Annotated in this window: 9 protein-coding genes; 3 read left to right on the forward strand and 6 right to left on the reverse strand. The window is 50.2% G+C overall.

What is annotated here, in order from left to right; translation table 11 throughout:
• Positions 1 to 15: 15 nt before the first annotated feature.
• Genes ACR9Y8_RS15215 through ACR9Y8_RS15225 form a run of 3 tightly spaced genes read right to left on the reverse strand, consistent with a single transcriptional unit; the run spans position 16 to position 5249 of the window.
• Positions 16 to 3501 carry a SusC/RagA family TonB-linked outer membrane protein gene (locus ACR9Y8_RS15215; RefSeq protein WP_481214098.1) on the reverse strand — a complete coding sequence of 1162 codons (3486 nt, stop codon included), beginning with the start codon at positions 3499 to 3501 and terminating at the stop codon, positions 16 to 18.
• Positions 3502 to 3528: 27 nt separating this feature from the next.
• Positions 3529 to 4581, reverse strand: coding sequence for a FecR family protein (locus ACR9Y8_RS15220; RefSeq protein ID WP_481214099.1), 1053 nt, complete (start codon positions 4579 to 4581; stop codon positions 3529 to 3531).
• 44 nt (positions 4582 to 4625) lie between these two features.
• Positions 4626 to 5249, reverse strand: coding sequence for an RNA polymerase sigma factor (locus ACR9Y8_RS15225; RefSeq protein WP_481214100.1), 624 nt, complete (start codon positions 5247 to 5249; stop codon positions 4626 to 4628).
• 69 nt (positions 5250 to 5318) lie between these two features.
• Here ACR9Y8_RS15225 and ACR9Y8_RS15230 point away from each other — a divergent pair, with 69 nt between their 5' ends.
• The 3 genes from ACR9Y8_RS15230 to ACR9Y8_RS15240 all read left to right on the forward strand — a co-directional run bounded on the left by ACR9Y8_RS15230 (position 5319) and on the right by ACR9Y8_RS15240 (position 9997).
• Entirely contained in the window at positions 5319 to 6098 is a 780-nt protein-coding gene (locus ACR9Y8_RS15230; protein WP_481214101.1) for an SDR family NAD(P)-dependent oxidoreductase, read from the forward strand.
• Between the two features lie 260 nt (positions 6099 to 6358).
• Positions 6359 to 7165, forward strand: coding sequence for a phytanoyl-CoA dioxygenase family protein (locus ACR9Y8_RS15235; protein WP_481214102.1), 807 nt, complete (start codon positions 6359 to 6361; stop codon positions 7163 to 7165).
• Between the two features lie 225 nt (positions 7166 to 7390).
• The gene (locus ACR9Y8_RS15240) at positions 7391 to 9997 is read left to right on the forward strand and encodes an ATP-binding protein (protein ID WP_481214103.1); all 2607 of its coding nucleotides are present in this window, start codon (positions 7391 to 7393) and stop codon (positions 9995 to 9997) included.
• Here the strand turns inward: ACR9Y8_RS15240 and ACR9Y8_RS15245 are convergent.
• The 3 genes from ACR9Y8_RS15245 to ACR9Y8_RS15255 all read right to left on the reverse strand — a co-directional run bounded on the left by ACR9Y8_RS15245 (position 9939) and on the right by ACR9Y8_RS15255 (position 12417).
• Positions 9939 to 11264, reverse strand: a complete 1326-nt coding sequence (locus ACR9Y8_RS15245; protein WP_481214104.1) for a sigma-54-dependent transcriptional regulator — start codon at positions 11262 to 11264, stop codon at positions 9939 to 9941. The genes ACR9Y8_RS15240 and ACR9Y8_RS15245 overlap by 59 nt on opposite strands.
• A 133-nt stretch (positions 11265 to 11397) precedes the next feature.
• Complete coding sequence (locus ACR9Y8_RS15250; RefSeq protein WP_481214105.1) at positions 11398 to 11700, reverse strand: hypothetical protein; 303 nt, start codon at positions 11698 to 11700, stop codon at positions 11398 to 11400.
• A 171-nt stretch (positions 11701 to 11871) separates the two neighbouring features.
• Positions 11872 to 12417 (reverse strand): YceI family protein, encoded by a 546-nt coding sequence (locus tag ACR9Y8_RS15255; RefSeq protein WP_481214106.1) that lies wholly within the window; start codon positions 12415 to 12417, stop codon positions 11872 to 11874.
• Between the last annotated feature and the right edge of the window lie 98 nt (positions 12418 to 12515).

Below are 12515 nucleotides of genomic sequence, written 5' to 3' on the forward strand. Positions count from 1 at the left end.
GTAAGCGTGAAGAAATCAGAATTTCACCATCAGGTTAAAACCATAGCTCCTGGTACGTGGCACACCAAAGGCTTCAAAGCCTTGTGCGTTACCGTTAGTGTAGCTTGATTCAGGATCAAAATTGTCTGTCTGCTTGTATAAGATGAACAGGTTACGCGCCACAAAGGACACGGCTGCTGATTCCATTTTCAGTTTATAGATATGGGAGATCGGCAGCTGGTAGCTCAGGATCACCTGGCGCAGCTTTACAAAGCTGCCATCCTGCACAAACAGTTCGGTATAGTTCTTCAGGTTATCATAGTACAGGCGTAATGCAGATACCGGGATGGTATGCGGGTTCGCATTACCCGAAGCGTCCACACCATCCAGCGCCAGCCCTGATTCCCTGCCAGGCAGTGTTTGTTTATGCAAGCCAAAACGGGTAGCATAAACGTCCATGGTAGAGAATACCTTATTGCCGAACTTACCATCTACCAAAAATTCAAATGAGAGGCGTTTGTAGTTGAAAGTATTGGTAAGGCCCATGGTCCACGGTGGTACGCCGCTGCCCAGTTCTGTCAGCTCGCTCTTCAGCGGGTAACCGTTAGAGCCGTAGATGATCTGGCCTTTTTCATTACGCTGCATCTTATAGCCTTTGATGATGCCATAGGGGCGACCCACTGCATTGTGCACAAAAGCCCATCCGCCCACACTCGCTGCCATTTCTATGGTGTTCAGGCCTTCGGCCAGTTTTACCACTTCACTTTTGTTGTAGGCAACGTTATAGCTTACATCCCAGGAGAAGTCCTTACGCTTCACCGGTGTGCCGGTGAGCAGCAGTTCCACGCCCTTGTTGGTCAGCTCGCCTACATTCAGCAGGGCGTCGTTATAACCGGAGGCGCGGGAGATGGCCGTACGTACTATATCATTAGTGGTCTTACGATTATAGAAGGTAAGGTCCATGCCCAGGCGGTTGTCCAGGAACTGCGCTTCCAGGCCAGCCTCATAGGTGGTAGCCGTCAGCGGTTTCAGGCTGGAATTGGTTACCAGGTTCACGTTGTTAGAGGTGGTGATCTGCTGTACCGGTTGGCCCAGGTGGCCGCCCTGTACGCTGGTGTAAGTCTGGTTCAGGATGTAGGGATCAGGTGTAGCGCCACCCACCTGCGCCCAGGAAGCACGCAGTTTTGCGAAGTTCACAAAGGCGGGCAGCTTCACGGCATCAGACAGTATAAAGCTGGTACCTACGGCCGGGTAAACAATGCTGTTGTTCCTCGGGCTCAGGGTAGAGAACCAGTCCTGCCTGCCGGTCAATGTCAGGAATATGATGGATTTATAATCCAGGTCGGCAGAGGCAAACCAGGAATTGGTGCCGGTGCGGTTCCTGGTAGGCTTGGTAGTAACCGTTGCCAGGTTGGTATAGCTATAGAAGAACGGTATTACAAACTGGGAACCGTCTATCTCTGTCATATCGCTGGAATACCTGCGGCGGTTGGCGCCAGCCAGGAAGTTCAGGCCTACGGTGTTCCAGAACTTCTGGTTGTAGTTCAGGGTGAGCATGGCATTGGTTTCTGCCACGGAGATCTTTTTACCGCTGTACTGGCCTGCAGCGCCCTGCGTATATACCGTACCGGTAGGGATGATGCCTACGAAGTCATAGTTAAAGAAATCGCGGGCCACGGTACCTTTTACAGACAGGTTGCTCAGCAGATCGTATTTAATGCTGGCCTGTCCGATGAAACGGTTTTTATTGTCGTTATTCTGAAAACGGTTTACAACAAAATAAGAGTTGGAGGCATAGGGTGTTTCATTCCACTGTACTTCGCGGCCGCTGCTGTCATAACCGGGGTTCATGGAGCGGATATCCACTGTATTGGCGATCATGTACACCGCCCAGTTAGGATTGCCGGGCGCATCGCCGGAGCTGGGCCTGTTTTTGGCTTCCTCCACGTTATACTGCGCTACCGCCTCAATGCTGATCCGTTTGCCCAGGTAGGCGTTCACATTCAGGTTAGCGATCTTCTTATTAAGGGAAGAGTTGGGCAGAATGCCTTTACTGTCTGTATTGGATAGTGAAAAGCGGTAGTTGATGGTCTCCGTACCACCGGTAAAGGCAATGGTATTGATCCAGGTAGTACCGGTATTGTAGAAGTTCCTGATATTATCCTTTTGTGGTGAATACGGATGCTGCTTGCCATCAAACTGGGTGTACAACTGGCCATCCATAGGGGTGCCGAAAGAACGGCGCCCCCAGTCAATGGCCTGCTGCTTGGTGGCCGGTTTTACTCCTCCATCACCTTGTCCGTACTCATACTGCCAGTCAGGAATAACCGCGGGGTTTTCCAGTGTCAACGTTGTGTTGTAGTCAACCCCTATGCCTTTTCTTGCTTTACCTTTCTTAGTCGTTATGAGGATTACACCATTTGCCGCACGGGAACCGTACAGCGCCGCTGCAGCTCCCCCCTTCAATACGCTCATAGATTCTATATCGTCGGGGTTGATGCCTGCAATACCATCGCCGCGGTCTACGTTCAGGCCGCCGCCATTGGTAGTAGGGCTTCCCCCGGGATTCGTGTTATCGATCGGCATACCGTTCACCACATATAATGGCTGGTTATCGCCATTCAGCGAGGTGTTACCGCGGATGATCACACGGCTGGAGCTACCCGGACCGCTTGCCAGGCTGGTAGCATTCACACCGGCGATCTTTCCGCTCAGGGCGTTGGCCACGTTGATCTCTCTTGCACGGGTGAATTCACTGCCGCTTACCTCAGTTACTGCAAATGGCACCGCCTTCTTTTCCTTTCGTATGCCCAGCGCCGTTACCACCACTTCTGTCAGTGATTTGTTGGCGTCTTCCAGCTGGATAGTGACCATCGCTTCCGGGTCGCTTACGGTGAACTCCTGCTGCTTGAACCCGATGGAAGAGATCACCAGCACCAGGGGGCCGGTTTTGTTCCTGTCTTTCAGGGTCAGCTCGAAGTTACCATCCCCATCCGCCATGGTGGCGGTATTGGGATCACCTTTCACGTAGACGGTAGCACCTGGTATAGGCCCATTGTCTTTTGATGACACTACGCGCCCTTTTACCTTGTCTGCGAACAGCAGGATGCTGAACAGGCTGGAAAGGCTGTCTGCATGTACATTCGGATTAAATATGGAAAACTGTTTGTCGTTAATACGTTTGAATTCCAGGCGCTGATCCATTAACAGCTGTTTAAGCGCCGCTTCCGGCTGCATCTTTTCTGCCTTATCCAGGAGATCGGCCGGTACGGTCTTTCCATCCAGCAGGCCTTCGCGGTAAGCGATCCTGATGTTATGGAACCTGCGTATACGGTCCAATGCTTCCTTTAAAGAAATAGGCGCCCTATTGGATCCTCCACCCTGGGAGGTTACAACGTGAAATGGAGATGATGGACGGGAGGCATACACTTTATCATTTTGCGCAATTACAGGTTTTCCCATACCAAACGTGAGGGCACAGCAAAGGAGGCCCAAAAGAAGATTTTGGTCTGTTCGTCTCATGTCTTTTTTTTTAGCAGATAATTCCCGCTACCTACTTAAATAAAACACCAGATGTTTTTCTGAAGATTTGTTCACTTTGACGGTTAGAGTAGTAGAAATAACAGTCAGTAATTCGTCTACATTGGCAACATTGATCTCACCTTCGATCTTCAGTTGCCGGATTTGGTCATTGTTCGTCTCAACCGTGTAGCCATAGTTGTCTTGCAATGTTTCTATAATTTCCTCTAACGTGGCGTCGGTAAAAATAATTTCCTTCCTGGTCCAGTCCTTTAGCTTTTCTGGCCTTTCTAATTTTTGGTTGCTCAGCAGCGCTTTGCCGCCGTATTCTACATAATCGCCTGGTAACATCACGATAGCCGGCCTATCGGAATTACCGGAGTTTTCGACTTTTATTTTTCCTGTAACTAGTCCGATGTTGGTTTTACCGCGCCGGCTCTTCACATTGAAGGAGGTGCCCAATACCTCTATGTTAATGCCGTCGCTGTGCACGATGAAACGCTGATAGGGTTTTACGCGCTGTGTATCTTTATTGATATGGGCCACATCAAAGAAGGCCTCGCCTTCCAGCCATACTTCACGGGGAGTGGTGGTATCCCATTTGTCTGCATAATGCAGGCTTGAGTTTGCATTTAATATTACAACAGAATGATCTGGCAGGATGATGGTCCTTTTTTCGCCATAATCAGTAGCAATCTTCTGTTTGCGCTGCAGCAGCTGCAGTGCCAGCAGGCCCGTGGCCGCTACCAGCAGCAGGGTAGCTGCGATCTTCATCCAGGGCCGCAGCCATTTTACGCGTGCTGTTGTGGCGATAACAGGCTGTTCCTTTATCGTTGCAGTGATCCGTGACAGGAGCTGCGCCTTGCGTTCGTCTGCTGTGATAGTATCCTGTGTACGGTAAGCATGGATAAACTGCATCGCCTGTCTGAAATTTTCTGCGGCGGCAGGGTATACCAGGGGAAACGCTTCCCAGAAGCGGGCCGTTTCCGTATCATTTGCCACAGCGCCATTCGCCCATTTGACAAAAGCATCATCGTCCAGAAAATCCTGAAATGTATATGAGATGTATCTGTCGTTTTGCATGCACGAATGAGCTGTTTAATACTAATAGACAAAAGGAGGAAAAATTATCCCTCCCAATCCGGAAAAAATTTAAAAATAATGTCACTTTGGAGCAAAATGCAGCACAGCAGGGCAAAAGAGCGTTTATTTAAAATACGCTGCAGGCTCTCCAGGGCCTTATATAATAGCTTGTAGGCAGAGTTGGTGCTGATGCCCATAATATCTGCTATTTCATCGTAAGAAGCGCCTTCATAGAAACGCAGGAAGACGATTTCCTGCTGGCGGTCTGACAGCTGTCCTACCATAGCGGCCACCTGCGTCCGCAGCTCCTGTTCCTCCATCTTTAAAGACAGCTCCTGTTTAAAGGTAACATGAAAGCTGCCGCTGGATAGAACGCCATCCAGGTTCACCAGTTTGGACTGCGACTGCATTTTGCGGAACAGCATGGTGCGGAGGGACTTAAAAAGATAATTCTTTACAGATGCCGGTGCACCAAGATTGTTGCGGGACGTCCATAGCTGTACAAACAGATCGTGGATCGCGTCTTGTACCAGGTCGGTATCTTCAGTGAACTTCGCGCCATAGTTATTCAGGGGGGCATAAAATTCCTCATACAAAGCCGTATAAGCTTCCCAATCGCCTTGTTTAAACGCATTCCACCATATTATATGGCTATCAGCTGCATGCACCGGCCTAAATAAATTAAGTGTTTGAAAAGGAGGATGGATAATAATACAAAAAAATTCTAAATTAACAGCATGTCTTCATATGCCCTTATTACAGGTGCCAGCAAGGGGATTGGCCGCTCACTGGCAACATCGCTGGCCCGCCGTAAATATAACCTCTTACTGGTAGCCCGCTCTTCCGCAGATTTAGCAACATTAGCAACAACACTGGCAGCAACACATGATATTCAGGCACATTACCTGGCGCTGGACCTTAGCCTGCCTGATGCGGCGCAGCAGGTACGCAACTGGTGCCTGGAGCAACAGTTCAAGGTAAGCCTGCTGGTAAACAATGCAGGCTACGGCGTGTGGGGATACTTTGACGAACTGCCGCTGAACGATCAGTGCAATATGCTGCAGCTTAATATGCAACTGCCCGTGGAGCTTACCTATCATATGATCCCTTTACTGAAGGAGCACCCCAGGGCCTATATATTAAATGTGAGCAGTACAGCTGCCTCCCAGGCGGTACCTACCATGACACTCTATGCAGCATCCAAATCATTCATGCTAAGCTTCACCCGGGGCCTGCGCTATGAGCTTAAACGCACACAGATCATGGTAAGCTGCCTTTGTCCCGGCCCGGTGAACACCCATTTTATCGAACGGGCTAAAATGCAGGCCGTACAGGCCACGGCAGAAAAGTTCGGCATGACGCCCGAAGCGGTAGCAGAAAAAGCATTGAAGGGATTATTTGCCGGGAAAGCAGAGATTATCCCCGGCGCGCTGAATGTGATCAGCACCCTGGGCGCCAGGTTTTTACCCAAAGCAATGATCGAGCGCATAGCGGCAGGGCTGTACAAAACCAAATAGCATCCTGAAAAAAATTTAGCGCCCTGATTGTTTTTCCAAATAATTACCTACCTTTACCCTACCAATATAGTAGACTAATAAATGCACTCAACTACTACGATACGCTTACTTATCTTAACGGCCAGGCAACATTGCAGCACTGGTTGTTGTTGTTAATCTCCTTATCTCCACCAGCTTTTATTAACATCATTCACCGCACCCGCCGCCATTGATGGCAGCAGGCGCCCTGTCTTTTCAAGCTATTAAAACAATCATTGTCTATGAACACGCAGTATCCAAGGTTTACCTTGTCAGGAACCCTCAGCTCCGAACAACATGATTTCTTCGAAGAATATGGTTTTATCCATTTTAAAAACTTTATTGATCGCGCCACCGTACAGGCTATTATTGACGCCTCGGAAGAAGTGCAGCGTAAATGGATCGCCGGTAATGTCACCAAAGTGAACGGGGTACCTATCAAATATGGAAAAGACCTGAATGGCGATACCATTGTACAACGTTTTGCATTTATTAACCAGCATGCTTCCTTGCTGGCCGACCTGTTGCGCGATCCGCGGTTCACCACGCTCCTGGACCTGATAGGCCCCGGCGCACGGATCGGCTCTCATGAAAAGGACGGCATGGTGTTCAACCATTACGTGAGCGGGCCGCTGAGCAAGTTTACCAAAATGGGCTGGCATACAGACGGCCTGCGCGACCTGTTCTATGGCACCCGCTTAAATCCCATGCTGAATGTGGGCCTTCACCTGAGCACGCAAAAGGCGGAGAACGGCGGCCTGCGTATCATACCAGGCACACAGCGGCAGAACCTCTTCAACTTCCTGTTCCGGAAACTGTACTTCCTTGATCATACAGAAGATCCCGAAGAAGTGGCCATCCTGCCGGAAGCCGGCGATCTTACCGTTCATGATGGGCGTCTGTGGCACCGTGTAGCACAATCACAACGCAGCGGGGAAGAAAGCCGCCGCCGGGTGATCTACATACCGATCATCGCAGGCAAATATGAACCTAAGCATGAAAGCAGCCCTACCCTGTTTTATCAGCGATTTGCTGGCCTGGTGAAATGAGTGAAAGGTCCATGGTCCATAGTCGATGGTCCATGGTATTATCTCGCATGATAATTGCTGACATATACAGCAAAATGGGCCATGGACCATCGGCTATGGACCATGGACTAATTCCCAATCAAACGTTAAAAACCGTCAAAAAGCTTCCATAATAGGGCGAAAAGGCTTATTATTGAACGCATAAATGGTATGTGATTGATGAACTATCCCGGTAACAGCTCTTTTATGCGATCTGTCAAAGGGAAGGTGGTTATTGCCTTCCTGGCGGGTTGTATTGCCCTGGGACTTGCATGGATCGTGAGCCAGACGGCCTTCCGTGAGATGCTGCATACCGTTAAACAGCTTTCAGAGCCAAATGAAAAACTGCGGATCGTAAATGCCCTCTTCCGCGACATCACCCAACTGGACCAGCTGCAGAAAAGACAAGCCCTGCTCAAGGCCAACTCTTACAAGACCTTCCTGAATGAATCCAAAAGCCTGCGCCAGACCATGGACAGCCTGCAGGAGCTGTATAGCGACAACCCTGCACAGATGATCCGGCTGGACTCCATGAAAAGGCTGCTGCTGGAGCGGGACAAGCTGTTCCTGAACTACCTGCAAGTAAGGCAGGGCCTGGTAAATAACAATGACCTTACCAAGCAGATACAGACCTTGTCTGAGCTGATCCTGAACTATGCCCCGCAAATAGATAGTACGGTGATCACCACGGAGAAAAAAGTATCCACCACTTTTATATACCCTTCCGACTCTGCTGCCGCTGCTGCTGCAAATGCAGAAAAGACAGAAGCACCGGCTGTAAAGAGCGGCTTCTTTGCGCGCCTGTTCGGCAAAAAGAAACCGGAGCCGCAACCATCAGAACAGGCCGAACAGCCCAAGCAGGCCCCCACCAAGATGGTGACAGAGGAAGTGAATGTGAAGATAGACACCCTTGCCCTGGCCAAACAGGATAGCATTATGTGGGAAGTGGAAAAGGCCATGCAGGACTATGAAAAAGAACGCCGCCTGCAAAGCAGCCGATTTGTGAACCGTGAAATAGAACTGGCCAACGCCAGTAACGTGCTTACCAGCCAAATGCTGTCTATCCTGCAGGAGGTGGAGAAGGAAGTAGTGAAACAGGAAGCGCAGAATAATGTGCAGGCCCGCAACGTGGTAAGCACCAGCGTAATGAGGATCAGCGTTATTATGGGCGTATTCCTGCTGCTGATGGCCATCCTGGTATACTTCATCCTGACAGACATTGCCAAAAGCAATGCCTACCGCCAGCAGCTGGAGATCGCCAAAGAGGAAGCCGAATACCACGGCATGGCCAAACAACGCTTCCTGGCCAATATGAGCCATGAGATCCGTACACCGCTGCAGTCCATCATCGGTTATGCCGACCTGCTGCGCCAACAGGACAAACCCTCCAAGCGCCATATAGAAGCCATCTTCCACTCTTCAGAGCACCTGCTGCATATTGTGAACGAGGTACTGGACTACAGCCGTATCATCTCCGGCAAGTTCACCTTTGAGCGGCGGGATTTTGACCTGCACCAGTTACTGGAAGAAGTAATCACCGTGATGCGCCCGCAGGCAGAAAAGAAGCTGCTGGCGCTGGAGCTTCATAATAATATCGCCGGCAACGGCTTTATCAACGGAGATCCTTTCCGCCTGAAGCAGATGCTCTATAACCTGCTTGGCAATGCCATCAAGTTCACAGAAGAAGGACATGTGGGGCTGACCGTGGATGAGGCACCGGGTGAAGAAGCGGGTAGTACCGTGCTCACCTTTACCATCAGTGACACCGGTATGGGCATCACGCCGAAAGACGTGCGGCGCATCTTCAACCAGTTTGAACAGGCGGGAGAGAGCTCTCACCAGAACGGTACCGGCCTTGGACTGAGCATCGTGAAGGCATTGACCGAGGCCCAGAACGGCACCATAGAAGTGACCAGCGAGCCGGGTGCAGGCTCCCGCTTTGCCGTACAGCTGCCATTTATAAAGGCCCTCAGCGCTCCGCCCCAGCAGTATACGGAGACCATCCCTGCTTCCAGCCGCTTTACCGGCAAGGTATGGGTGGTAGACGACGATCCATTTATCCTGCATTTATGTGCCGCTATTTTCGAAAAACATGGTATTTCCCATACCTGCTTCCAGCTACCGGAAACCCTGCTGAATACGCCCTGGGATGACAATGTAACACTCATCCTGGCAGATATGCGGATGCCGGGCCTCAACGGGGCAGAGCTCTGCAAACGCCTGCGGAAACAGATACCGGAGCAGGTGAAGATCTTTGCGCTCACCGCACAGGCCCTGCCCGAAGAAAGAGAAGCCGTGCTGCAGGAAGGTTTTGACGGCCTGGTGATGAAACCTTTCAGGGAAAGCGAGATCCTGGCCCTGCTGGATGATCATACCCTGCTGCAGGAAGAAGACTTTTACGATTACGATAACGAACAGGAAGAGGATGACATCGACCTGGCAGCATTGGAAAAGCTGACCTTTGGCGACAAGGAACTGCTGCAGAAGGTACTGGACCGTTTTGTGACTGATAACCGGAACGACCTGGAACTGTTATGCACTGCGGCCAAAGAAGTGGATATGGAACAAATCAGCCTGCTGCTGCACCGTATGGCAGGAAGAACTGCACAAATAGGGGCCGGGGAACTGGCAGCCCGGATGCGGATGCTGGAGATCGCCTTACAGCGTGATACCGTGCTTCCCGGGGATGCTATTGCCGAAGTGAATACATTAACAGATGCGGTAAGGATACTGCTGGATAAGGTAGAGCACCTTTCTATCCCTCAATCTGATACTTCTCCATCTTTTTATAAAGCGTCTTACGATCAATATTAAGCAGCCTTGCGGCCTTGCTTTTGTTATTCTTCACCTGCCGGAGTATTTCCTGGATCAATTCCTTTTCATTTACCTCGTTGAGCGCTTTAAGGTCGGTGCCCTGCACCCGGGGCATCTGGTTAACAGACAGCGTCATTTCATCGGGCAGTGATTCCATACCTGCAGTTTCCCCGTCCGTAAGCAACACCATCCGGCGGATCACGTTCTTGAGCTCACGCAGGTTGCCCGGCCAGTCGTACTGGCGGAAGGTGGTCATAGCGCCGGAGGAGAGGCGTTTAATATGCTTGCCCAGCTCCTGGTTGGCCATTTTGATAAAGTGCTGGGTAAAGATCTCCAGGTCCTCATCTCTTTCGCGCAGGGGCGGCACCTCCATTTTAAACTCATTGAGGCGGTGATAAAGGTCTTCCCTGAAATTGCCTTTGCCGGGCTGCAGCATCTCGTTGGTAGCGGTAATGATACGTACATCCACTTTGATCTGCTGGGTACTGCCAATGGGCTGTATCACCCTTTCCTGCAGGGCGCGCAGCAGTTTTATTTGCACCTCGTAACTGAGGTTGCCTACCTCATCCATGAAAAGCGTTCCGCCATTGGCTGCTTCGAAAAGCCCTTTCTTATTCTGCAGGGCGCCGGTGAAAGCGCCTTTCACATGGCCAAACAGCTCGCTGGCGGCCAGCTCTTTGGACAGCGCTCCGCAATCCACCGCGATAAAGGGCTTATCGGCCCGTTTACTGAGGCTGTGAATGGAGCGGGCCACGTATTCCTTACCGGTGCCGCTTTCGCCCAGGATCATGACAGACATGTCTGTAGGCGCCACCAGTTTGATGTATTCATATAGTTTGTGGGCGGCTTCGCCCTTACCCTCAATAAAGCCGGAGATTACTTTCTGCGGGGCCACCGGTTCCTCTACCTTACGGTTCAGGGCTTCGTTGAGCACCAGCAGCAGCTCGTCTGCATTCACCGGCTTGGTGATATAATCAAAGGCGCCTGAACGCATGGCCTGTACGGCGGTGCGTACGTCATTGAAGCTGGTCATGATGATAGCCGGTATCTGCATGCCCCGCTCTTTGGTGGCTGCCAGCACTTCAAGGCCGTTACCGTCTGTAAGACGATAGTCCAGCAGCAGCAGGTCATATTCTTTTTTTTCCAGCGCCTTAATGCCGCTCTTTACGTTATAGACAGCATCCACTTCATGGCCGTGCTTTTTTAAAAAGCCTTCCAGTATTTGTGAAAATGTAGTGTCATCCTCGACTAATAATATATTGGGCATAGCATCTATGGGTTCTGGTAGTCCGTTTCACTGTAATATTAGTCAACATCTACGGATAAAACAAAAATAGAGAAGTCCCCCGTCCGGGAGGACTTCTCATTTTATTCTACTGCATGTCCAGGGCTCTCAGTACTTAGGCGACTACCTTACCGTCTTTGTCGAGCTTTACAGTTTTGGTTTCTTCACCTTTCTTCAACTCGATTTCATAGTATTCAGCACCGGAAGCTGGTTTTACCATGAAAGCCTTTTGGGCCATCCACTCTTTGTAGTCGTCTCCTGCCAGGGTAGCCTTTACAGCATCCGGCAGTTCTTCTACCTTAACAGGTTTCTTTTCGTCCTGAAATTTTACGATAGCAACATCTTGTTTATTGTTGGCATAAACAGTTACGGTTCCAGCTACAGCGAGGAACGCCATTGACAGCATCAGCTTTTTCATTGCTCAAAGTATTTAGGTAAGCAAAAAGTTTAACGTCTATATACTATGAAAAGCATGCCATCAATGCTGCTAAAACGTAAGGGCACTGATTATTAGCGAGTTTAATGCAAATCAATGCGTATCCTCCACACGTTCCTGCTGAGGACGTACTCCCGAACATGAGGACAAAGTCTACACATTCGCGCCCACAGGTACTTCCTGTACCAACTGAATGTTCATGTGCAGCTTCACTTCATCGCCCAGTATCAGGCCACCGGCTTCCGTGGTAGCGCTCCAACGCAAGCCGTAGTCAGAACGGTGCAAACGCCCGTCCAGTTCAAAACCTGCCTTTACCTGGCCCCATGGGTCGCGGGTAGTGCCGTTGTAGGTAACGGTCAGTTCAATGCTGTGTGTATGATCGCGGATGGTGAGATCTCCTATCAACCTGAAGTGGTGATCATTTACCTTCTTCACCTGTTTGGAAACAAAGCGGATGCGCGGGAAACGCTCGCTGTCAAAAAAATCTGCTGTCTTTAAATGTTCGTCGCGTTGCTGGTTGTGGGTAGTAACACTGTTTACGTCTGCTTCAAAGATGATACGGGCGTCGTGAAAGTCTTCGCTGTCGGCATGCACAGCTCCTTCGAAACTGGTAAAGCTGCCGCTTACGTTAGTGATCATGAGGTGCTTTACTTTAAATCCGATTTCGCTGTGTGAAGCATCAATTTTCCAGGTAGCCATATAATTAAAGTTTTGTGTCCGTTATTTGAACTATCCGTAAAAATACTTGTTGTAACATTCACCTGTAGTGCACAAATTGCCGGAAAGCGTGGACTTTT

It is taken from the genome of Chitinophaga sp. SVR4-12A (assembly GCF_056754765.1).